Here is a 20,844-nt window from a genome sequence, read left to right on the forward strand (position 1 = left end):
GGCGGACGCCTTTCCGATCCGACCGACGCGGCCTAAGTCTGGGGCATGGCTGAATCCGCGGGCAGCAAGACAGGACTGGCCGGCGTGGCGGCTGCGGCGAAACAGGCGCCGGGCCGTGGGCCGCCGCCGGTGCATCTGTGGCATCCGGCGCATTGCGGCGAGATCGACATCGTCATCCGCCGCGACGGCCTGTGGATGCACGAGGGCTCGCCGATCGGCCGGGCGGAACTGGTGCGACTGTTCTCGACCGTGCTGCGCAAGGACGACGACGGCTATGTGCTGGTCACGCCCGGCGAGAAGCTGTCGATCACGGTCGAGGACCTGCCGTTCCGCGCCGTGAGCGTCGAGCGACGGGGAGAGGCTCTGGTTTTCACTACCGATGTCGGGGACGAGACCGAGGCCGGGCCGGACCATCCCATCCGCGTCGAGACTGATCCTGCAACCGGCGAGCCGTCGCCGTCGGTGCATGTCCGGGCCGACCTTTGGGCGCGGATCGCGCGGCCGGTCTTCTATGAACTGGTCGAGATGGCGGGGGTCGAGGACGGGCGGCTGACGGTGCGGTCGGGCGGCGTCGCCTTCGCCCTGGGCCCGGTCGGGGCGGGCCTGGAATGAGCCTGTCGAGCCTGCGCGCGCGTTTGATCGAACATCTGGAGCCGGCCGCCAGCTGGACGGCGGACCGGGCACCCGCACGCTCGGACTTTGACCTGAACCCGGAGGCCGAACGGCCGGAGCGGATCCTGAGGCCCGCCGCGGTGTTGATCCCCGTGATCGCGGGGCCGGACGGGGCGACAGTGTTGATGACACGCCGGTCGGACACGCTGGCCAGCCATACCGGTCAGATCGCCTTTCCCGGCGGACGGCTGGATCCCGGTGAGACCGCGGTCGAGGCGGCCGTGCGTGAGGCCTTCGAGGAGGTGGCGCTGGACCCGGCCCTGGTCGAGGTGCTGGGCGTCGGCGACGCCTATGAGACGGGCACCGGCTTTCTGGTGACGCCGGTGGTCGGCTGGCTGACGGCGACGCCCGCCACCGAGGCGGCGCTGGACGAGGTGGCCGAGGTGTTCGAGGTGCCGTGGGACTTCATCATGGACCCGGCCAATCATCGCCGGGATTCCTACGACCGTGAGGGCCAGCCGCGCCGTTGGTACTGGGCCATCACCCACCAGGAACGCTACATCTGGGGGGTGACGGCGGGGATCGTTCGGGCGCTGCGGACGCGGCTCTACGGCGAGGATGTCCTCCCGGACATCGTGGCGGAGGATGCGGCGTGAGGCGGCTCGATGACCAGCCCTGGCTGACGGCCCCGGCCACGCGCGCCGTGATGGCGGCGCTGGAGGCGGCGGGCGGGCCGGACTGCGCCCGCTTCGTCGGCGGCTGCGTGCGCAACGCCCTGATCGGGGCACCGGTGGCCGATGTCGACATCGCCACGACCCTGAAGCCGGAAGAGACCGACCGCGCCATCCGCGCCGCCGGGCTGAAGGCCGTGCCGACCGGAATCGCCCACGGCACGGTGACGGCGGTTTCGGGACGCCAGCCGTTCGAGATCACCACCCTGCGCCGCGATGTCTCGACGGACGGTCGCAACGCCACCGTGGCCTTCACCGATGACTGGGCCGAGGACGCCGCGCGCCGCGATTTCCGTCTCAACGCCCTGTATGCCGACGGCGAGGGGCGGGTGTTCGACCCGACCGGCGAAGGCGTCGCGGATGCGGCGGCGGGACGGATCGTCTTCGTCGGCGACCCGGAGACGCGCATCCAGGAAGACTATCTGCGCATCCTGCGCTTCTTCCGCTTCTTCGCCTGGTACGGCCGGGGCGAGCCGGACGTCGCCGCGCTGGCGGCATGCCGGGCTTTGGCGTCAGGCATGACGCGGTTGTCGGCCGAGCGCGTGTCCAAGGAGCTGATGACCCTGCTGGCCGCACCCGATCCGCGGGTCGCCGTGGCGGCGATGGCGGACACCGGGGTGCTGGCTCAGGTCCTGCCCGAGGCCGTGGCAGGCCCGTTGTTCGAGGCGGCGGTCGAGCAGGGCGACGACCCGGTCATGCGGTTGATGGCCCTGCTCCCGAGCAACGAGCGGATTGTGAGAGAGGCCTCGGCGCGTCTGCGGTTTCCGAATGCAACGCGTGACCGACTGGCGGACGCCGCCGTGGCGGCCCCGGTGGTCAGCCTGACGATGAGCGACGCCGAGGTTCGCGCCGCCGTCTATCGTTTCGGCGGGCGGGCGGTGGCCGACGCCCTTTGCCTGAGGATGGCGGAGCGCCCTGCGCAAACCGGCGACGGGCACCGTCTGCTGGCGCTGGCCGAGGGCTGGCGACGCCCGTCGATGCCGGTCGGCGGCCGGGAGCTGGCGCGGCTGGGCGTGGAGCCGGGGCCGGAGACCGGACGGCTGCTCAAGGCGTTCGAGGAAGCCTGGATTGCGGATGACTTCCCCGCCGACGGCCATGCCGAACGGCTGGCCGCGCTGGTCAGGTCCTGATCCCGACTGAAATCCGGGCCTTGCCGGACGTCGTCCAACAAGACCGGTTTCAGTCCGTCGCGCGGGTGAATTCGGTCACCACCGGGCGATGATCCGACCCGGTCGGGCGGCCGAGGCGGCGACTGATGAAGGCGAGGTCGGGCGAGGCGTAGACCTGGTCGATGGTGATCCCCAGGCCTGATGGCAGGTCGCTGGGCCAGGTGCCGGGGAAACCGGGCGCGGGACGAAGGCCGATGTCGCCCTGGACCTGTTTGCCGATGCGGGCGCTGGACACGCTGTTGAAGTCGCCGGCGACCACGACCGGCCCGGTCAAATCCCTGACGACAGCCTCCAGGGCCATGGTCTGACTGATCTGGCCCCATGAATGCTGGAATGGCCATGGCCGGGTCAGGTGGACGCCGACCACATTGACCGGACCCAGCGGCGTCCGGACGGTTGCGGCCACGGCGTGAAGGCCGTCGGGTGGATCAGCGCGCACGGTCAGGGGCCAACGTGAGGCGATCAGGGACCGTGACGGCCCGCGGGTCTGGTCCAGGCGCATGGACGCGGCCCGGTGCGGATAGCCGGCGAGCAGTTCGTCAACGGACGCCGCCGGATCGCTGGCCAGTTCGATGAGCACGACGATGTCGGCGTCGGCGGCCTCGATCGACCGGCGAATCCGGGCCGTATCGTTGTTCAGGTAGAAGAGGTTCGCCGAATAGACCCGCACCACGGCTGCGCCGGGGTCCGGAGCAGAGGCCTTGGGGAACCACTGCGGCCAGACCGCCAGGGTCAGAACGAGACAGGTCAGGACGCCCGCTCCGGCAGCGGCCTTCATCCGGAACAGGCCCAGACCGGCGGTCAACAGGAGCATTGTGATCAGCATCGGCGCCATGAACTGGGCCAACAGGTCCACGGCCCGGTTGTCGATGCCCGCAAGCACAAGGAGCCCGGTCCCCGCCACCGGAATCAACCCCAGCACCAGCAGCGCTTCCAGCCGCTGGCACCACGTAAGGAGGTGAAATCGAATTCGCGGACCTTGCCTTTCCGGCTGAACGGGGTTCGTCATGGCGCGTTACGGTCTCGCTTCAGGAGGGCAGACATGGCCAGACGGTCCGTCGCGGATATCGAGAAAATCTGGTCCAATGTCGAGGGCGTCAAGAAGCTGTCCGACCGGGCGCTCGGCATCGGCCCGTTCGGCATCGGGCTCGACGGCCTGCTGACCTGGATACCGGTGGTGGGCACGGCCTACAGCGTCGGGGCTGCCGCCTGGCTGCTGGTGCAGGCGGCCCGGGCCCGGGCCGCGCCGGGCACACTGCTCCGAATGGCGACCTATCTCGGGCTCGACAGCACGGCGACCGCTGTGGGCGAGGTCATCCCGTTCGCACCGGACGTCGTCGACATGCTGTTTCCCGGCCACCTGATGGCGGCCAAGGCGCTGCAGAAGGACATCGAATCCACCCACTGGGTCGAGGCGAACGAGCGCGAGGCGCGGGCCTCGGGGGCGCATGAGGGCCATGTCGCGGACATGCGCCGGAATCCGAAGCTGCGGCGGATCGTCTATCTGCACGACTGAACCGCTTGACGAAGGCGCGCCGTCACCGCCAACTCGAAACTCACCTACGCCGGACCTGTGAATGAGCGCGATACTGACCCGAGATGAACTGGCCCTGGCGCTCGGTCGCACGGGCGAAGGGGACCGCGCCGCCTTCCGTCGTGTCTATGAAGCGACCTCCGCGAAGCTATTGGGGGTGACCCTGCGTATCTTGGCCGACCGACAGCTCGCCGAGGACGTTTTGCAGGACACCTATCTGACCGTGTGGAGGAAGGCCGGAAGCTTTGATGCTTCGCGCGCCAGCCCGATCACCTGGCTGGTGACCATCGCCCGGAACCGGGCGATCGACCGCCTGCGGTCCGGTGCGGCCATGCGCAAATCGACCCCGATCGATGAGGCGGTGAACGTGATCGCAGATGACGCCCCCTCGCCGGCCCAGGCGCTGGAGACGGGCGATGACGTGCGCCGGCTCAACGACTGCCTCGGCCAATTGGACGACAGAACCGGCGGCGCCATCCGCACGGCCTTCATCGAAGGCGTGACCTATGATGCGCTGGCGGTGCGGGAGAATGTGCCCCTGGGCACGATGAAGAGCTGGATCCGGCGTGGATTGATGCGGCTGAGGATGTGTCTCGAATCATGACCGATCCCACGGACGTCGGCGGAATGGATGAAGATCAGGCCCTGGCCGGGGAACTGGCCCTGCGCGTTCTCTCGCCGGAGGACGAGGCCGCGGCCCGCGCCCGCGAGGCAAATGACCCGGCCTTCGCGGCCCATGTCGAGGCGTGGAACGAGCGGCTCGGCGGCCTGGTGGAAGGGATCGTTTCGGTCGAGCCTTCGCCCCTGGTCTGGCCCAGGGTCGAGGCGGGGCTGACGCCGCCTGCCGCCAATGACAACAGCGTCGTCTTCTGGCGCCGGTGGGCCATCGGCTCGACGGGTCTGCTGGCGGCCAGCGTGGCGGCGGTGGTCATGCTGCTGGCCCAGCCGGCCCCGGCACCGATCGCCCCGGCCGCTCCGGCCCCCGCGGTTATCCGGGTCGCGACCCTGACGCTGGAGAGCGGCGCGGCGGCCATGACCCTGGCCTATGACGCCACCTCGGGCGAACTCTATCTGGCCCCGACCAATGAGATGGCGGGCGATACGCGGGTGCCCCACCTGTGGCTGGTGATGCCCGAGGGCGGTGTCCAGCTGGTCGGTGCCATCGACGGCTCGACCACGTCGCGCCACAACCTGGGCCAGGCCCTGTTCGGCCCGGCCGGACATGCGAACGCCGTCGCCGTCTCGATGGAGGCCCCCGGCCATACGCCGGCGCCGGACAAGCCGGATGGCCCGGTCGTCGCCCAGGGCGCGCTCCAGCGGCTGTAGCTGCATCCGTCGGGCGACCGGCGGCGTAGCTTTGCTGACGGGTTCGTCGCGGCGCCGCGCAAGCGCGCCGTCTGGTCCTGACAGCCTGCGGGCCCGTCTGCGGGGAGGCCGTCCAGCCCTTCCAACACCGGTCTCCCCGCTACCTTTTCGCCGATTGTCAGCATAATCCGGTGACGCAGGCCATTGATGTTGCGCCATTTCATGGCGACGACAGCGTCATGAGCCCGCCTGAGGAAGGCCGCCCGCCAGACTGATCTCCGACACGATTTCGGAGATTTCCATGAGCGACGATCACAGCGCGCGGCTGGCCCTGCCGTATCTGGCGGCCGGGCAGATGCAGAAGCACGTCACCCTGAACGAGGCCCTGACGCGGCTGGATGCCCTCGTCCAGACCGTGGTGGTCAGCCGCACGACGACGGCCCAGCCGGGGGCACCGGGGGACGGGGCCCTTTGGATCCTGCCGTCCGGGGCAACCGGGGCCGACTGGAGCACGCGGCCTGAAGGCGCGCTGCTGCGGGCGGAGGGTGGTGGCTGGACCGTCGTCCCGGCCGGCGACGGCCTGATTGCCCTGGTGGCGGACGCGGGAGAGGTCGTCGTGCGGCACGGCGGGTCATGGGTGCCGCTGGGCGCGCGGCTGGGCGTGGCCCAGGCACTGACCCGGCTCGGGCTCGGGACGACCGCGGACGCGGCCAATCCCTTTGCGGCCCGGCTGAACACCGCCCTGTGGACCGCGCTGGAGGCCTGGGCCGGGGGCACCGGAGACCTGCGGCTGACGCTGAACAAGGAGGCGGCCGGGGACGTCCTGTCGCTGCTGTTCCAGAGCGGCTGGGGCGGGCGGGCGGAGCTGGGCCTGGCCGGGGATGACGACCTCAGGCTGAAGGTCAGCGCCGACGGTTCGAGCTGGCATGAGGCCTTTGTGGTCGACCGCGCCACGGGGCGGCTGACCCATGCGCTGGGTGCCGGACGCCGGGCCGTCTCGGTCTTGACCGCCGATGGGAGCTACGCCGTGCCCGCATGGGCGCGCAGCGTTGAGGCCGTGGCGGTCGGAGGCGGTGGCGGCGGCGGGGCCGGGGCCTTCGGCGCGTCCGGATCGCGCTTCGGGGGCGGCGGGGGCGGGGCCGGCGGGATCAGCCGGGGCGCGTGGGCCGCGGACATGCTGGGCGGAACGCTGGATGTGGTCGTGGGAACCGGCGGGGCCGGCGGCAGCGCGGCCGGGGGCGCGAACGGCACCGACAGTACGGTCGTGATGGGCGGGCTCAGCCTGCTGGTCGCGGGCGGCGGTGGTGGGGGCGGGCAGGGAGACAGCACGAGCGGCGCGGCGGGAGCCGCCGGGGCGGGCGCTCCGGCCTGCAATGGCGGTGGGGCTTCCAGCGTCGCGGCGACGGGCGGGAGCGGTCGAAGCCTCGACCGACCGGACGGGCCGGGCGGCGGCGGGGCCGGCGGTGGTCTGGACGGTGTGGGCGTCGCGCGGGCGGGTGGAGACGGCGGTGACGGCGGGGCGCTGGCGGTGAAGGCGCCTGGCGGAGGCGGCGGAACAGGCGCGGCGGGTGCGCCGGGGACGACGGCGCCGCAGCCGACCTTGCACTGGGCCGGCGGTGGCGGGGGCGGTGGTGGCGCAGCGGCTTCCGGTGCGGGCCATGCGGGTGCCGCGGGCGGGTCCGTCGGTGGCGGCGGCGGCGGTGGGGGAGCCGGGGTCGCCGCGGGTGGCAACGGCGGGGGCGGCGCGCCCGGCGTGGTCTGGCTGGTTGCCGTCGGATGAGCCCTGCCATGAGCCGCTCCGAAGATCACACCGACCCCTGGCTGCTGGACGAGGAAGCCTGGGCGAGCCCCGGCCGTCTGAGCGAGGCCGATCTGTTTGCCCACGCCAGCCCGGGCTGGCGCCGGGGCGACGCACCCCTTGATGATCCGGAGGATGACCGATGACGACGCCTTCACTGCCGGGTGCCCCGCTGCTGGCCGAGGGTCGGTGGCTGTGGCGTCGGCTCTATGTCTTCGCGACCAGCGGGGCTGCCTGGCTGCTGCTTGACCGCCTGATCGCCGCGACGCCGCCCGAGGCGGTGCCGCGGCTGGCGCAGGGGCTGATGGCCCTGCTGGCGCTGGTGCTGGTTCTCTATCTGGTGGCCCCGACGGCCCAGCAGCTGATCGCGACGCTGGCCGTGCTGCGGCCCCGGATCGGTGGGGAGGGCCGGCCATGAGCTTTCGGCTGTCCGGGCGATCCCTCAAACGGCTGGTCGGGGTGCATCCGCGCCTCGTCGCCCTGGTGCGGGAAGCCGCCGCCCTGAGCCCGGTGGAGTTCATGGTGACGGAGGGGCTGCGCACGCCCGAGCGGCAGGCGGCCCTGGTCCGGGCCGGGGCCAGCCGCACCAAGCGGTCGCGTCATCTCACCGGCCATGCGGTCGATGTGGCGGCTCTGGTCGACGGGCAGGTCCGCTGGGACTGGCCGCTGTATCCACGCATCGCGGCGGCGTTCAAGGCGGCGGCTGCGCGTCAGGGCACGGCCATGATCTGGGGCGGCGACTGGACCACCCTCAGGGACGGCCCGCATTTCGAGCTGGACCGGAGGGTGTTCCCGTGAGGGCTCCGGCGCTCCTGCGAACCCTGACTCCCTGGGGCTGGGGGCTGGTCGTGGCCGGTGTGCTGGCTGCGGTGCTGGTCGGCCTGCACGGACTGGGCTTTCGATGGGACCCGCTGGGGCTGGCGGAGCGACGGCTGCGCTCTGCCGAGGCGAAGGCCTCCGCCGCGGTCGAGGACGCCGCCGCGCGCCGGCTCGAGGTCGCGGGTGCCGCCGAACAGGCCCGGCGTCTCGAACACCTTCATCAACTGACCGTGACGGTCGCGCGCGAGACCGCGCAGGCCACGACGCAAGCCAGGAGCGCCCCTGATGCCGATACCCCGCTGGACCCTGATCGTGTGGCTCGCCTTGCCGGCCATGACCGCGAGCTGTGCCGTCTCGCGCCCGCCGTCTGCGGAGCCGCCGCGGCTGACCCTGCCGGAGACGGCGACAAGGCGGTGCGTGCTGGCGCGGTTGCCGGACGCGCCGACGATCGCCGATCTTGAGATCGCCTACGTCGAACGCGGTGCCCAACTGGTGGCCTGCGAGCTGGCCCGGGCCGCAGCGGTCGATACCCTCATGGCGGAGCGGGCGCTGCAGGATCGTTGGCGGCGGGAGGCCGGGACACGGCACGGACCGACAGTCTGGCCCTGACAGGCAGGCGCAGACCGGTCCCGAATGTATGCCCGGCATTTCCCGACCGGCATGACCTGCCCAGCGCCCGGCAAAAGTTGCTCGGCCCTTGCAGGCTTTGCCGGAGGGAACACGCGGCGCTTCAGGAAATTGTCAGCAAAATCAACACCAGGCTGAGGAACGTCGGTGTCTGGCGGCTGGCCCTGTCCTTGCTCAAGAGAAACCCGAGCAGAACGCTCCTGACCGCCAAAATGGCGTCAGACATGTCGAAGACACAGAGGAAAGCCAAAATGGCTAACAGCATCAATACGAACGTCGGCGCCATGGTTGCGCTGCAGAACCTGAACGCCACCGGCCGTGAGCTGAATGTCACCCAGAACCGGGTCAACACCGGGCTGAAGGTTGCCTCGGCCAAGGACAACGGTGCCATCTTCGCGATCGCGTCCGGTCTGCGCGCCGAACAGGGTGCCCTGGATTCGGTCAAGAACTCTATCCAGCGCGGCATCTCGGTCATCGACGTCGCCCTGGCGGCCGGTGATACGATCCAGAAGGCCCTGGAAGAGCAAAAGGGCCTGGCGGTCGCCATCCAGTCGTCCGTTGCAGGTTCCGCCGCCGAGACGGCCTATCTGGCTGACTTCAACGCCCTGGGCACCGAAATCACGGCCGCCCTCGCCGGTGCAAGCTTCGACGGCGTCAACATCTACGCCGCCGGATCGGCCACCAACAATCTGGTCGTTCAGACCGGTACCGCCACGACCTATTCGGTTCATGGGGTCGCCGGTGCCGCAACGACCGTCGCGACGGCCACCGGCACCGTCGTCCGTGCCGGCGCCACCGCCGCCGCAGTCGACACCGCCAATGCGACCTTCGCGGCCAAGCTCGGCACCCTGGGCGGTAACGCCAAATCCCTGGAACGTCAGCTGACCTTCACCAGCAAGATCCAGGACGCCCTTGAAGCCGGCGTGGGCAACCTCGTCGACGCCGACCTGGCCAAGGAAAGCGCCCGACTGACCGCTCTGCAGACCAAGCAACAGCTGGGTGTGCAGGCCCTCGGCATCGCCAACCAGTCCGGGTCCATCCTGCTCGGCCTGTTCCGCTAAACCCTTCTGCTTCGGGATCCCATCAACCCGGGTTCAACATAGGACCCGGCGACCTTCCGGAACGAAAATTGAGCCTTGGCGGACCCGGTCCGCCAAGGCTTTTTCCGTTTTCGACCTGGCGGAGCGGATGGCGGCGGCGCTGCCGGTCGCGTCCCGTGGCGCGTTTGGCCCCGGCGGCTTTCAGAAGGCGGTGACCGGGCACCCGCGCCGATCATGTCCGGGCCCCGCAGTGCGCCCCCGCGTGCGCCCCGGACCGGTGGACCGCCCTCGGTGCGGGAGGCTGTCTCCCCATCGTCGGACGAGGGATGAATCCGACCGGATCTCGCCCTGGCCACCGGCGTTCCGGCGACGCCCCCGCGGCGGGGCAGAGCCCGGCAAAGGATGCCGGGCACCCGGCAAATCCTGCCGCGGCCAGGCAGAGTTTTCCGGGTCGGGAATGTGGTGAACAAGAACTAACGTAGCAAAATCAACGACAGTTGGGTTGGCATGGGTGGTCGGTCGGTGGCTCCGTCCTTGCTTCATCCCGTTCGGGCAGAATGCCTCCGACAGCCAAAACGGCGTCGGTCATGTCGAAGACAAAAGGACAGCCAAAATGGCTAATAGCATCAACACGAACAGCGGCGCTCTCGTTGCGCTGCAAAGCCTGAACGCCACGAGCCGCGAACTGGACACCGTCCAGAACCGCGTCAACACCGGCCTGAAGGTTTCCAGCGCCAAGGACAACGGGGCCATCTTCGCGATCGCCTCCGGACTGCGCGCTGAACAGGGTGCCCTGAACTCGGTCAAGAACTCCATCCAGCGCGGTCAGTCGGTCATCGACGTCGCCCTGGCGGCCGGTGACACCATCTCGAAGGCGCTGGAAGAACAAAAGGGTCTGGCGGTCGCCATCCAGTCGTCCGTTGCGGGTTCCGCCGCTGAAACGGCCTACCTCGCCGACTTCAACGCCCTGGGCACCGAAATCACGGCTGCGCTCGGCGGTGCAAGCTTCGACGGCGTCAACCTGTTCTCCGCCGGTTCGGCCACCAACAACCTGATCGTTCAGACGGGCACGAACAGCACCTATTCGGTGCACGCCGTGGCCGGCACGGCCACGACGGTTGCAACGGCGACGGGTGCTATCGCCCGGGCCGGTGCCACCGCCACCGCCGTCGATACCGCCATCACGGCGTTCTCCGCCAAGCTCGGCACGCTCGGCAGCAACTCCAAGTCCCTGGACCGCCAGCTGACCTTCACCAGCAAGATCCAGGACGCCCTTGAAGCCGGCGTGGGCAACCTCGTCGACGCCGATCTGGCCAAGGAAAGCGCCCGACTGACCGCTCTGCAGACCAAGCAACAGCTGGGTGTGCAGGCCCTGTCGATCGCCAACCAGTCGAGTTCAATCCTGCTCGGCCTGTTCCGCTAAGGAACCAGGAGATGGAGGCGGAGCCGTGCGCGGCTCCGCCTCTGTTCCCGAGCGCTTGTGACCAGGAGACGTCGGCTTTGTCGCCGACGATCAGGAGATGAATGCAGAACAAACAGTAAGAGCCGTACCGGTTCTGACAGCCGAACCATCACTGCAGTCCGGAGCTGACCGTGAAGCCAGCTCCAAAGCTGTCGCAGACGCTGAACGCCAGGCCCGTTACCGACTGGTGATCGAGCAGGGGTCCAGCGCGGGATCCTTTGTCTACAAGACCCTGGACCGGGAAACCGGTGAGGTCGTGCGGCAGCTGCCGAGCGAGGAAGTGATGCAGATGAGGCAGCGTGATGACTATGGCGTCGGGGCGGTGATCAACACCACCGTCTGAAACGCCGTCGAGATCTGACCGTCCCCGGGCCGCAGCCGCGCGCCCGGATATCTGGCGTTAACCATACGCACACGACTCGCCTCATAGCCTGTGCCCGAACCGTTCCAGGGCCAGAACCATGTCCAACAGCGTCCACAGCAATTCCTCAGCGCTCGTTGCGCTGCAAAACCTCAACCAGATCAACGACCGGATGGCAGCGGTGCAGAACCGCGTCAGCACGGGCCTGAAGGTCGCGGGTGCCAAGGACAATTCGGCGGTCTGGGCGATCGCGCAGAACCAGCGGGCCGATCTGGGGGCCCTTGATTCCGTCAAGACCAGTCTGGACCGGGCCACCTCGCTCGCGGATGTGACCCTGGCGGCCGGTGAGGCGATTTCCGACCTGATCATCCAGATGCGCCAGAAGGCCGTGGCGGCGTCCGATCTCTCCCAGACCGCCGAGTCCCGTGCGGCCTACAACGACGACTTCCAGAGCCTGGTCCGGTCGGTGCAGCAGTTCGCCGACAGTGCCTCGTTTGACGGGGTGAACCTGCTGGACGACTCCCTGACAGCGGCCCTGGACTTTCTGGCCAACGTCGATACCGCCGATACCATCTCGATCGATCCGCAAGACTTTACCACCGTCGGTCTCGGGCTGAGCACCCAGAACCTGCTCCTGCCGGCAGCCGCGGCCACCGCGCTCGGCGTCATCGATACGGCCCTCGCAACGGTGAACTCGGGTCTGGCCTCACTCGGTGCCCAGGCCAAGCAGATCGAGACTCACAACACCTTCGTCTCGAAGCTGATGGATTCGCTTGAAACCGGCATCGGCAAGCTGGTCGACGCTGACCTCGCGAAGGAGAGCGCCCGCCTTCAGGCCCTGCAGGTGCAGCAGCAACTCGGTGCGCAGTCGCTGTCGATCGCGAACCAGTCGCCGCAGATCATCCTGTCACTGTTCCGGAACTAGGCCGGCCGGCGCACGCCTGCGGGGCCGATCTGGACGGCGGCGCGACGCCGCCGCGTCCCGATACCGTACATTGAAAGCAATGATTTCAAGGCGTTGACGAAGGCGGTCTTCACAGCGTCCTCCTTATCGAGCGCGCCGATAACGGCTGCACCAGAACATTGTTCCCTGAGTCGCGGCCGGAGTCCCTCCGTAACCGGACGTTAAGCCGTCGTTACGGTTGAGCCCCCATAGTCGTCGCGGGAGTTCGCCGTGATCAACAACAGCTATCTGCTCGGTCTGTACGGAGCCTCCGCGGCAGACACGGCCGCGTTCAGCGGCGCGTCCACCGCGAGGACAGTGAAGACCCAGCCGACCCCGCCATGGGACGTCAGCGTCAAGCCGTCCAAGCCGGATTCCGTCGTGCGGTCCGCGCTCTCCGCCCGACAGCTGATCACGGTCGATTCCAGTCGTCTCGATGTTCCGGGCGCGTCTTCCGACTATCGAAAACTGTTCGCCCTCTACCAGGGTCTGACCTCACTGACCGCCCTTGCTACGCGGGTGGACCAGACCGGTGTTGGCGAGGGAGAGCTGGCCCGGATCCGCGAGCGGTTTGCTTCCGGAATCTCGGAGGTCGGCGCCTATCTGCAGACGGCCGGTTTCGAAGATGTCCGCATGGTCCAGGGTGTTTCGTCCACGACGGCGAAGACGTCTGCGGGCGTGGCGCGCGACGCGACGCGGATCGTGACACGACCGGTCCACGACGGCGACCTCGCCTCCTCGGTGCCGAACCTCGAGGGGCCCGTCGTGTTCGACATCACGATCGGAACCGTCGGCGGGGACGTCACCGTCCCGATCGACCTCGCCGGGATGGGGGCCCAGACCCGTACGCTCGATAACGTCATCACCTTCGTCAATGACAGGCTGACTGACGCCGGGGTCGCCACGCGGCTGGGCCGGGAAAAGGTCAATGGCGCGCCCCGCACGATCCAGCTCGGCTCCAAGACCATCACCCTGCCGGCACAGGCGGATCAGTGGGGGCTGGTGCTGCAGGGCACGAGCGCCGAAACGGTTCGCTTCACCGCGCCGCAGACGTCAGATGCGGTCTATGTGGTCCAGGCTGCCGGCAGCGCGGGCGGGAACGAACTTCTGAAATTCCAGAGCGACGGCGGTGCCGCGCCAGAGCCGCTGCAGCCGTCCGGCCAGACGGGCTGGGTGGCGGGGCGGGCCTCCCAAACGGCCTTGCCCAAGGGGGTGGAGACGGTTCGAGCCAGCGCCACCGCATCCGACGGGTCGCTGTGGATCGTCGCTGATATCGAGGCGGCTCCGGGCTCCCAGCCGCTCAAGGGCGAGCGTGATATGGCGCTCATGAAGCTTGATCCGTCGGGACGTGTCGTGGCCACGCGGATGCTCGGGGCGGCGGACGAGGCGAGCGGCTATGCGATCGCCATCGCCGCGGATGGACGGGTCGCCGTGGCCGGGTCGGTCACCGGCGGACTCGAACCGGGCGCGCGGGTGGTTGACGCCAATGTGTCGGACAGTTTCGTCACTGTGTTCGACGCGGCCGGAGAGGAGCTGTGGACCCAGCGGCGCGGGGCCCGGGCGGCGGACGAGGCCACGGCTGTCTCGTTCGGGGCCGACGGCAGGGTCTATGTCGCCGGGCGCTCGAAATCAGCGATGCCGGGCGCGTCAGGAATCGGCGGGTGGGACGGCTATCTGCAGGGCTTTTCGGCGACCCAGGCGCACAGCCTTGCGCCCTTCACAGCCTCGCCCGTGTCGATCAGCCAGTTCGGAACGGCCGGCGACGACAGCGTCAAGGCCATGACGGTCGAGGGCTCGTCGATCTATACGGCGGGGGTCGAGAACGGTCGGGTCGTCGTGCGTCATTATACGCCGGACCTCGACGGAGCTCCGAGCCTGGCCGGGGTCCGGGATCTGGGAGCCGCCAGCGGCGATGTGACCGGGATCGCCGTCTCCGCCGGCCGGGTTGTCCTGACCGGAACGACCCGCAACCCCGCCCTCGACATCGCGACGGTGAACACGGCCCATTCAGGCAGTTCGGACGCCTATGTCGCGGTGCTGGAGGCCGACCTTTCACCGGCGGCCGCGGACCGGCTGACCTATTTCGGCGGTGCCGGCGACGACAGCGTCGCGGATATGAAGGTGCACGGCGGCAAGGTCTGGATCACGGGCACTGCCGACCGACCGGCCGGGGCCCCGGAGACGGATCCGAGGGAGGGCTATCTCACCCGGCTCGACCCGTTGACCGGGGCGGTCGAATGGACCCGCACCTGGTCGGGGGCGGACCAGCAGGCATCGCCTCTGAGCCTCGCCGTGGCGAGCGGGGGAGCCAGCGTGCTGGACCGTCTGGGCCTGCCCCAGGGGCTGGTTTCGATGGGAGATTCCAAGACCCTGACGGCGGCGACGGCGTTGCGGCCGGGCGACCGCTTCTATCTGTCGCCCGCCGATGGCAGCCGACGCCGGGCGGTCACCATCGAGGCCGCGGACACCTTGCAGACGTTGGCGCGCAAGATCGAACAGGCCTCCTCCGGCCAGCTGAAGGTCACCGTCGTCACCGATCCGCTCAAGACCGGAGAGCTTGAGGAGCAGAACAGCGGACGGATGCAGAGGCTGTCCATCGTGCCGCGCGACGGACGGGCCGGCGCTATCCTGACCAGCGGGGAAACGGGCCGTGATGCCCTCGCCGCCCTCGGCCTGTCGCCCGGGATCGTCAGTCCCACGTCGAAGGCGGGCGGTCCCAAGACTTTCGCCATGGCGCTGCCTACGACGCTGTCGCTGACCGGAGCCGACCAGATCAAATCCTCGGTCGAGGCGCTCAGAGCCGCCGTCAGGGTGGTCCGGGACGCTTACAAGGCGCTGGCTCCCGGTGCCAACAAGCCGGCCGTCACGGGTGCGGCTCCCGCCTATCTGACGGCGCAGCTGGCCAACTACCAGGCGGCGCTCGCCCGCCTCGGCGGATAGAGCTTCACCGACGAAGAGCGTTGACGCGGAAGGGCGGGGCGGGGTTATTGGAGGCTCCATCCGCGCGAGCCCTTCATGCCCCAGGACAATCGTCTTCTCATCGCCATCGGCGCCGGCCTGGCGGTTGTCGCGGCCGTCGTGATCGCCCTGATCTTCAGCGCCGGCCGGGAGCGCAATCCCGCACCCCCGCCCGCCGCGCAGGGCGGGCTGACGGTCGATGTGGCCGATGCCCCTGAACTGAACACCACGCGCGAACTGCGCTGCTTCGTCGACGGCCAGTATATCGGCTTGGCGACCCTGTCCGACTGCGCACGGCGCAACGGGGTCGCCACGGACGCGCTCGACGTCGGTATCGACGAGACCGGCGCCCTGGCCGCCGCGCCGACCGCCGCCTTTGCCCCGCCGCCCAGCGCGCCGCCCATCGAACTGACCGAGGCGGAACAGCCGCCGCTCACCGAGCCGCAGCCGGATGAACCGTCGGTCCAGCCGGCGTCGGGCTCGGCCTGCCTGCGGCACACGGGGTCGGACTGGCGTTCGCTGTCGGGCAATATGAGCCTGAACGCCTGCGTCCAGGCGCTGTATTCGGGCACCTGCGTGCGGCCGGGCGAGGCGCTGTACGGCCGTTGGGGCGACGTGACGCTGAGGCTGGTGCCGCGTCGGGTCGAGCAGTCGAACGACAACAGCCGCTTCCGCACGCTGGCGGAACAGGATCGAAGCTGCACATTCCCGGGACTGCGCTGATGAAATATCTCGCCATCACCGCCTTCGCTGTCGGCGCCCTGTCGCTGGCGGGCTGCGAAAAGGCCGTCGAGGCTCCGTTCGACCGGGGCGTCTGCTACGCCGTCGAGGTCGGGGCCGAGGGCGAGGCGCCGCGGTTCAACAAGGTGGCCGACAACCAGCCCCAGATCGAGTTCTGCGCCGCGCGGCTGGAAGAGGTGCGCCTGCGCTTCCTGCGCATGGGCGGGTCGCGGCAGGAGATTACCGGGTCCTACCAGGGCCAGTTCATCTTCATCGACCGTGGCGGTGTCTGGCTGTCCCAGACGCTGGACGGCGGACGGTTCAACGCCATGGCCCGGACCGGGGACGGCCGCCTGGCCATGCCGGGTGCCATCCAGCGGGCCATCGACGGCACGCCGATCGCCGTGTCTGCCAATGACGCGCCGGATCCGACCGCGCCGCCCGCGCCCTAGACGAAACAGAACAAACGTGGAACAAGCAATCTGTGGATTGCGCCACAAAGCGGGCGCGCGCCTGTCGAAAGCGCGCTAGGCCCGGATGACAGGCAATCGGCACCGAACAGCGCGAAGCGCGGCGGGCCAGAACGAAGAAGGAGCTCGGCGATGGCGGGCAGCGTCAACAAGGTCATTCTGGTCGGCAACCTGGGCAAGGACCCGGAAATCCGCACGCTCAACTCGGGTGAGCGGGTGGCCAACCTGTCCATCGCCACCTCCGAGCAGTGGCGCGACAAGGCCACCGGCGAGCGCAAGGAAAAGACCGAGTGGCACCGGGTGGTCATCTTCAACGAGAACATCGTCAAGGTGGCCGAGAACTATCTGAAGAAGGGCTCGACCGTTTACATCGAGGGCTCGATCCAGACCCGGAAATACGAGCAGGCGGGCGTTGAGAAATACACCACCGAGATCGTGCTGCAGAAATTCCGCGGTGAACTGACCATGCTGGGCGGTCGTAGCGACAGCGCCGGCGGCGGTGGCCCGCGCGGCGGGGACGACGACTATTCGTCGGGCTTCTCGACCGGCGGGGCCAACAAGCCCAGCGGTCCCAAGGAAAGCTACGACCTGAACGACGACATTCCGTTCTAGGTCAGCCGACGCGCCACAGTCCGAAATGCAATGTGTCGCCGTACGCGCTCGCGTGCGGCGGCCGTGCGCGTTAAGCCGGGCGGGTGATCACACCTGACAAGCCGCACAGCCCGCTCTCGCCCGTCGAGATCCTCGCCATCATCGCGGTGGTGGTGATCTGGGGTGTGAACAATGCGGCGGCCAAACTGGCCACAGAAACCCTGCCGCCATTGCTGACCGGTGCCCTTCGATTCGGCATTGCGGCGGCCTGTCTGGTTCCGTTCGTGCGGCGGCCGTTTCCGAACTGGAAGAGCCTGCTGATCATCACGGGCATTGGCGGACCGGTCCATTACGGCCTGATCTACCTCGCCTACTGGCTGGCGAAGGACGTCAGCCCCGTGTCCGTGGCTTCCCAGCTGTGGGTGCCGTTCACGGCCCTGTTCGCCTTTCTGCTGCTCCGGGAGCGGCTGTCGCGCATTGCGCTGACGGGCGTGGCCGTCGCCTTCCTCGGCGTCGCCTGGATGACCCTTGATCCCCACGCCCTGCTGGACTGGAAGGCGATCCTGGTCGGGACCGGCGCGGCCTGCGCCTGGGCGCTGACGACGGTCGTGGCGCGACGGACGACCTCGATCCCGCCGCTCAAGATGCAGGGACTGCTGGCATTGGTCACCCTGCCCACCCTGGCCTTCGCTTCAGCCGTGTTTGAACAGGGCCAGTGGGCCGCGGTCCAGAAGGCCGACGCGCTGGTCTGGGCGTGCGTGATCTGGGCCGGGCTGGTGTCGTCGGTACTGGCCACGACGCTGGTGTTCTGGCTGGTGCAGAAGCGGGAGGCGGGGCGGGTGACGCCCTATCTGCTGGCGACGCCCGTGGTGTCGATCCTGATCGGCTGGGGGTTCATGGGCGATGTGCTGACGCCGCAGATCCTGGCCGGGGCGGCCCTGACCATGGGGGGCGTCGCCATCGTCGCCCTGGCCGAACGCGGTCTGAGAGCCGGCGCCGCCAAGGGCTGATCCCCGCTTGCGGGGCCGCGGTCACAGGGCTCCGCCCTGTCGATCCGAAGCGGCCATGAAAAAGGCCCGGCTGCTGTCGCAACCGGGCCCCACTGCAGACTGTGTTCGAACCTAGAGGCCCGGGAGTTTGAAACCCGTGTCGCGGCGCGGCGTGATCGAGATGCCGGTGCGGCCTCCCGTCAGGGCCTGAACGCGGGCGTATTCGCTCGCCGCGTCGACGTTGACGGCACCTTCGGAGGTCTGGAGCGTCGTCGGGGCCTGGGTCGCGGCGTCGTCACGGCGCCAGAACATGATGCGGTTGGCCCAGCTTTCTTCCTTGTGCGCCAGGTCGCCGAACTCGTCGTCCACGACGTAGCGGGCGAGGGGATCGGCGCGGTCGCCGCCGGCCTGGGCCACCAGGGCCTGCTCGCCTTCCGAACGCGTCACGGCCTGACGTTGGCCGAGCAGGATCTGGCGGGCGGCGGATTCAGGGGCTAGCTCCTGCGGACGCGGCTGGCCCGGTGCCGGCGGGCGCAGGCCGTACTCCGGCGGCACGGTCAGGGGGGCGGTCGAGACGGTCAGAAACTCGTCCGGCGTGATCTTGTTCAGGCCAACGCCCGTCCGGATGCCTGAGCAGGCGCCCAGGGCGAACATCGAGGTGGTGAGGGTCAGAACGGCGACGGTGCGAAGACGCATGTTTGATATCTCGGTGCGGGGCGCCGGAACGGGCGCGCGCGTGAACCCTACAGGAAGCGGCTGATTACGACTTTTCGGCGGCGAGGCCAACCTTGGCTTCCTGCTCTGCCCGAACACTGTCGAGGATCAGCAGGATGACGCCGATGCAGATGGCGCTGTCGGCGACGTTGAAAATCCACGGGAAGCTGATCTTCATCGTGCCGAGGAAGAAATGCGGGCCGGAGAAGTCCAGGAAATCGACGACATAGCCGAAGCGGATCCGGTCGATCACATTGCCGAGCGCGCCGCCCATGATCAGGCCGATGGCGGTGATCAGCATGCGACGGTCGGCCTTGAGCGCCCACCAGCCGAGGATGCCGGCCACGGCGATCGAGAAGGCGCTGAGCATCCAGCGGGCCGAACCGTCGCCGAACAGGCCGAAGCTGACGCCGCGGTTCTCGACCCAGGTCAGGTTGAAGAGGGGGGGCAGAACCCGGATGTGCCCCATTTCGCGCAGGTCGAGGCCACCCATGATCCAGGCCTTGGTCAGCTGGTCGAGGACGATGACGATGAGGGCGAAGCCGAAGGCGGCGTAGGCGATGCGTGGGATTTTCATTCGGGTCGCTGAAATGTGAGGGGAGTCCGGTTAGCAGCCCTCGCGCTGCACGCGAAGGGGCAATCGTGTCACGGGTCAGGCACCGTGGCGGGCGTGCTTGTAATCTGGGGGGCGAGTCCCCATCTACCGCTCCCCCAAGCCCCGCATTCCCGCACGCATCCGAGGAGCGCCGGTGCCCCATGCCGACAGTCTGATTCTCACCCTGGTCGGCGGCTTTGTGCTGGCCTTTGTGTTCGGCATGGTGGCCAACCGGCTGAAGCTGTCCCCGCTGGTCGGCTATCTGGTAGCGGGGATCGCGGTCGGCCCGCACACCCTGGGCTTCGTCGCGGACACGGAACTGGCCCCGCAGCTGGCGGAGGTTGGCGTGATCCTGCTGATGTTCGGGGTCGGGCTGCATTTTTCGCTGGCCGACCTGATGAAGGTGCGGAAGATCGCCGTCCCCGGGGCCCTGTTCCAGATCGCCGCCGCCACAGCCCTGGGCTGGGGACTGGGCCGTCTGATGGGGATGAGCGATCTGGAGGCGACCCTGATGGGGTTCGCCCTGTCGGTCGCCTCGACGGTCGTGCTGCTGCGGGCGCTCGAGGAACGCAGACAGGTCAAGGGCCAGGTCGGCCGGCTGGCCATGGGCTGGCTGATCGTCGAGGACCTGGTGATCGTCCTGGCGCTGGTCATCATGCCGCTCCTGATCATTCAGCCCGGTGAAGCGCTGAATGGCGCCGAACTGGCGCAGTCCATCGGCTGGACGCTGTTCAAGGTCGCCGGCTTTGTCGGGGTGATGCTGGTGGTCGGAGCCCGTCTGCTGCCCTGGCTCCTGATCCGGATCGCTCATACGCGGTCGCGGGAGCTGTTCACCCTCGGGGTGCTGGCCATCGCCCTCGGCATCGCCTGGATCGCCTACTGGCTGTTCCACTCGTTCGCCCTCGGTGCCTTCCTCGCGGGCCTCGTGTTGAACAGTTCGCCGCTGGGCCACAATGCGGCCGAACGGTCGCTGCCGCTCAGGGACGCCTTTGCGGTGCTGTTCTTCGTCTCGGTCGGCATGCTGTTTGACCCGACCATACTGGTGCGTGAGCCGCTGGCCGTGCTGGGCCTGCTGGGTATCGTCATTGTCGGCAAGTCGCTGGCGGCGCTGGCCATCACCACGGCCTTCAAGCTGGACAGGGCGACCAGTCTGACGGTCGCCGCGGCCCTGGCCCAGATCGGCGAGTTTTCATTCATTCTGGCGGCGGTCAGCGTCCAGCTGGGCGGCATGCGGCAGGAGACGCACGACCTGATCCTTGCGGCGGCCCTGCTGTCGATCTCGCTGAATCCGTTTGTCTTCGCCCTGATCGACCGGATGGGGGCACGGCCGAAGCCGCCATCGGCCGAGGCCATGGAAAAGGCCGCCGCCGTGAATCCGGCGACGGCCTGATCTGTCAGACGTCGCC

The 20,844-nt window shown here is 68.9% G+C and carries 24 protein-coding genes; 21 read left to right on the top strand and 3 right to left on the bottom strand.

The features are described 5' to 3' along the window. The first annotated feature begins 45 nt into the window (after positions 1-45). Genes KB221_04925 through KB221_04935 form a run of 3 tightly spaced genes read left to right on the top strand, consistent with a single transcriptional unit; the run spans position 46 to position 2,473 of the window. Entirely contained in the window at positions 46-612 is a 567-nt protein-coding gene (locus KB221_04925; GenBank protein WIY70372.1) for a DUF1285 domain-containing protein, read from the top strand. Next, positions 609-1,268: a CoA pyrophosphatase gene (locus KB221_04930; protein WIY70373.1), complete on the top strand. Its 660-nt coding sequence runs from the start codon at positions 609-611 to the stop codon at positions 1,266-1,268. The genes KB221_04925 and KB221_04930 overlap by 4 nt, the downstream gene beginning before the upstream one ends. Next, a complete protein-coding gene (locus tag KB221_04935) occupies positions 1,265-2,473 on the top strand; it encodes a CCA tRNA nucleotidyltransferase (protein ID WIY70374.1) in 1,209 nt (402 codons plus the stop codon). The genes KB221_04930 and KB221_04935 overlap by 4 nt, the downstream gene beginning before the upstream one ends. 49 nt (positions 2,474-2,522) lie before the next feature. Here the strand turns inward: KB221_04935 and KB221_04940 are convergent, their stop codons facing one another. Continuing rightward, complete coding sequence (locus tag KB221_04940; protein ID WIY70375.1) at positions 2,523-3,434, bottom strand: endonuclease/exonuclease/phosphatase family protein; 912 nt, start codon at positions 3,432-3,434, stop codon at positions 2,523-2,525. Positions 3,435-3,554: 120 nt separating this feature from the next. On the opposite strand from KB221_04940, the gene KB221_04945 reads away from it, so the two are divergent. The 17 genes from KB221_04945 (at position 3,555) to KB221_05025 (ending at position 18,150) form a co-directional block, all read left to right on the top strand. Continuing rightward, complete coding sequence (locus KB221_04945; protein ID WIY70376.1) at positions 3,555-4,028, top strand: DUF4112 domain-containing protein; 474 nt, start codon at positions 3,555-3,557, stop codon at positions 4,026-4,028. Positions 4,029-4,089: 61 nt separating this feature from the next. Next, entirely contained in the window at positions 4,090-4,650 is a 561-nt protein-coding gene (locus KB221_04950; protein WIY70377.1) for a sigma-70 family RNA polymerase sigma factor, read from the top strand. Next, positions 4,647-5,372, top strand: a complete 726-nt coding sequence (locus KB221_04955; protein ID WIY70378.1) for an anti-sigma factor — start codon at positions 4,647-4,649, stop codon at positions 5,370-5,372. The genes KB221_04950 and KB221_04955 overlap by 4 nt, the downstream gene beginning before the upstream one ends. A gap of 280 nt (positions 5,373-5,652) precedes the next feature. Further along, the gene (locus tag KB221_04960; GenBank protein WIY70379.1) at positions 5,653-7,131 is read left to right on the top strand and encodes a DUF2793 domain-containing protein; all 1,479 of its coding nucleotides are present in this window, start codon (positions 5,653-5,655) and stop codon (positions 7,129-7,131) included. A gap of 8 nt (positions 7,132-7,139) precedes the next feature. After that, positions 7,140-7,295, top strand: coding sequence for a hypothetical protein (locus tag KB221_04965; GenBank protein ID WIY70380.1), 156 nt, complete (start codon positions 7,140-7,142; stop codon positions 7,293-7,295). Further along, positions 7,292-7,567 (top strand): hypothetical protein, encoded by a 276-nt coding sequence (locus KB221_04970; GenBank protein ID WIY70381.1) that lies wholly within the window; start codon positions 7,292-7,294, stop codon positions 7,565-7,567. Before KB221_04965 ends, KB221_04970 begins: the two co-directional genes overlap by 4 nt. Further along, positions 7,564-7,947: a M15 family metallopeptidase gene (locus tag KB221_04975; protein ID WIY70382.1), complete on the top strand. Its 384-nt coding sequence runs from the start codon at positions 7,564-7,566 to the stop codon at positions 7,945-7,947. The genes KB221_04970 and KB221_04975 overlap by 4 nt, the downstream gene beginning before the upstream one ends. Then, on the top strand, positions 7,944-8,429 hold the full coding sequence (locus tag KB221_04980) for a hypothetical protein (protein ID WIY70383.1): 486 nt from the start codon (positions 7,944-7,946) through the stop codon (positions 8,427-8,429). Before KB221_04975 ends, KB221_04980 begins: the two co-directional genes overlap by 4 nt. A 417-nt stretch (positions 8,430-8,846) precedes the next feature. Then, a complete protein-coding gene (locus KB221_04985; protein WIY70384.1) occupies positions 8,847-9,656 on the top strand; it encodes a flagellin in 810 nt (269 codons plus the stop codon). Positions 9,657-10,248: 592 nt separating this feature from the next. Continuing rightward, a complete protein-coding gene (locus tag KB221_04990; GenBank protein ID WIY70385.1) occupies positions 10,249-11,058 on the top strand; it encodes a flagellin in 810 nt (269 codons plus the stop codon). Positions 11,059-11,155: 97 nt separating this feature from the next. Beyond that, positions 11,156-11,440, top strand: coding sequence for a flagellar protein FlaG (locus KB221_04995; protein WIY70386.1), 285 nt, complete (start codon positions 11,156-11,158; stop codon positions 11,438-11,440). A 118-nt stretch (positions 11,441-11,558) separates the two neighbouring features. Next, positions 11,559-12,383 (top strand): flagellin, encoded by an 825-nt coding sequence (locus tag KB221_05000; protein WIY70387.1) that lies wholly within the window; start codon positions 11,559-11,561, stop codon positions 12,381-12,383. Positions 12,384-12,632: 249 nt separating this feature from the next. Next, positions 12,633-15,341, top strand: coding sequence for a transcriptional regulator (locus KB221_05005; protein WIY70388.1), 2,709 nt, complete (start codon positions 12,633-12,635; stop codon positions 15,339-15,341). Between the two features lie 75 nt (positions 15,342-15,416). After that, positions 15,417-16,082 carry a hypothetical protein gene (locus tag KB221_05010; protein ID WIY70389.1) on the top strand — a complete coding sequence of 222 codons (666 nt, stop codon included), beginning with the start codon at positions 15,417-15,419 and terminating at the stop codon, positions 16,080-16,082. Then, complete coding sequence (locus KB221_05015; GenBank protein WIY70390.1) at positions 16,082-16,531, top strand: hypothetical protein; 450 nt, start codon at positions 16,082-16,084, stop codon at positions 16,529-16,531. Before KB221_05010 ends, KB221_05015 begins: the two co-directional genes overlap by 1 nt. Before the next feature lie 150 nt (positions 16,532-16,681). Next, entirely contained in the window at positions 16,682-17,161 is a 480-nt protein-coding gene (ssb, locus tag KB221_05020; GenBank protein ID WIY70391.1) for a single-stranded DNA-binding protein, read from the top strand. An 83-nt stretch (positions 17,162-17,244) separates the two neighbouring features. After that, positions 17,245-18,150: a DMT family transporter gene (locus KB221_05025; protein WIY70392.1), complete on the top strand. Its 906-nt coding sequence runs from the start codon at positions 17,245-17,247 to the stop codon at positions 18,148-18,150. 111 nt (positions 18,151-18,261) lie between these two features. On the opposite strand, the gene KB221_05030 is transcribed toward KB221_05025, so the two are convergent. Next, positions 18,262-18,825 carry a DUF3035 domain-containing protein gene (locus KB221_05030; GenBank protein WIY70393.1) on the bottom strand — a complete coding sequence of 188 codons (564 nt, stop codon included), beginning with the start codon at positions 18,823-18,825 and terminating at the stop codon, positions 18,262-18,264. A gap of 64 nt (positions 18,826-18,889) precedes the next feature. Further along, entirely contained in the window at positions 18,890-19,420 is a 531-nt protein-coding gene (gene lspA / locus KB221_05035) for a signal peptidase II (GenBank protein ID WIY70394.1), read from the bottom strand. Positions 19,421-19,592: 172 nt separating this feature from the next. Here lspA and KB221_05040 point away from each other — a divergent pair, with 172 nt between their 5' ends. Beyond that, positions 19,593-20,828, top strand: coding sequence for a cation:proton antiporter (locus KB221_05040; GenBank protein ID WIY70395.1), 1,236 nt, complete (start codon positions 19,593-19,595; stop codon positions 20,826-20,828). Positions 20,829-20,844: the final 16 nt, after the last annotated feature.

Origin of the sequence: Aquidulcibacter paucihalophilus (assembly GCA_030285985.1) — a bacterium.
Taxonomy (GTDB): domain Bacteria; phylum Pseudomonadota; class Alphaproteobacteria; order Caulobacterales; family Caulobacteraceae; genus Brevundimonas.

Excerpts from the sequence above, each read along its gene's own strand:
- lspA (WIY70394.1), bottom strand. The coding sequence starts at position 19,420 with ATGAAAATCCCACGCATCGCCTACGCCGCCTTCGGCTTCGCCCTCATC.
- KB221_04930 (WIY70373.1), top strand. The coding sequence starts at position 609 with ATGAGCCTGTCGAGCCTGCGCGCGCGTTTGATCGAACATCTGGAGCCG.
- KB221_04970 (WIY70381.1), top strand. The coding sequence starts at position 7,292 with ATGACGACGCCTTCACTGCCGGGTGCCCCGCTGCTGGCCGAGGGTCGG.
- KB221_05010 (WIY70389.1), top strand. The coding sequence starts at position 15,417 with ATGCCCCAGGACAATCGTCTTCTCATCGCCATCGGCGCCGGCCTGGCG.
- KB221_04960 (WIY70379.1), top strand. The coding sequence starts at position 5,653 with ATGAGCGACGATCACAGCGCGCGGCTGGCCCTGCCGTATCTGGCGGCC.
- KB221_05030 (WIY70393.1), bottom strand. The coding sequence starts at position 18,825 with ATGCGTCTTCGCACCGTCGCCGTTCTGACCCTCACCACCTCGATGTTC.
- ssb (WIY70391.1), top strand. The coding sequence starts at position 16,682 with ATGGCGGGCAGCGTCAACAAGGTCATTCTGGTCGGCAACCTGGGCAAG.
- KB221_04995 (WIY70386.1), top strand. The coding sequence starts at position 11,156 with ATGAATGCAGAACAAACAGTAAGAGCCGTACCGGTTCTGACAGCCGAA.
- KB221_04925 (WIY70372.1), top strand. The coding sequence starts at position 46 with ATGGCTGAATCCGCGGGCAGCAAGACAGGACTGGCCGGCGTGGCGGCT.
- KB221_04950 (WIY70377.1), top strand. The coding sequence starts at position 4,090 with ATGAGCGCGATACTGACCCGAGATGAACTGGCCCTGGCGCTCGGTCGC.
- KB221_04975 (WIY70382.1), top strand. The coding sequence starts at position 7,564 with ATGAGCTTTCGGCTGTCCGGGCGATCCCTCAAACGGCTGGTCGGGGTG.
- KB221_04945 (WIY70376.1), top strand. The coding sequence starts at position 3,555 with ATGGCCAGACGGTCCGTCGCGGATATCGAGAAAATCTGGTCCAATGTC.
- KB221_04985 (WIY70384.1), top strand. The coding sequence starts at position 8,847 with ATGGCTAACAGCATCAATACGAACGTCGGCGCCATGGTTGCGCTGCAG.
- KB221_04955 (WIY70378.1), top strand. The coding sequence starts at position 4,647 with ATGACCGATCCCACGGACGTCGGCGGAATGGATGAAGATCAGGCCCTG.
- KB221_05015 (WIY70390.1), top strand. The coding sequence starts at position 16,082 with ATGAAATATCTCGCCATCACCGCCTTCGCTGTCGGCGCCCTGTCGCTG.
- KB221_04965 (WIY70380.1), top strand. The coding sequence starts at position 7,140 with ATGAGCCGCTCCGAAGATCACACCGACCCCTGGCTGCTGGACGAGGAA.
- KB221_04990 (WIY70385.1), top strand. The coding sequence starts at position 10,249 with ATGGCTAATAGCATCAACACGAACAGCGGCGCTCTCGTTGCGCTGCAA.
- KB221_05000 (WIY70387.1), top strand. The coding sequence starts at position 11,559 with ATGTCCAACAGCGTCCACAGCAATTCCTCAGCGCTCGTTGCGCTGCAA.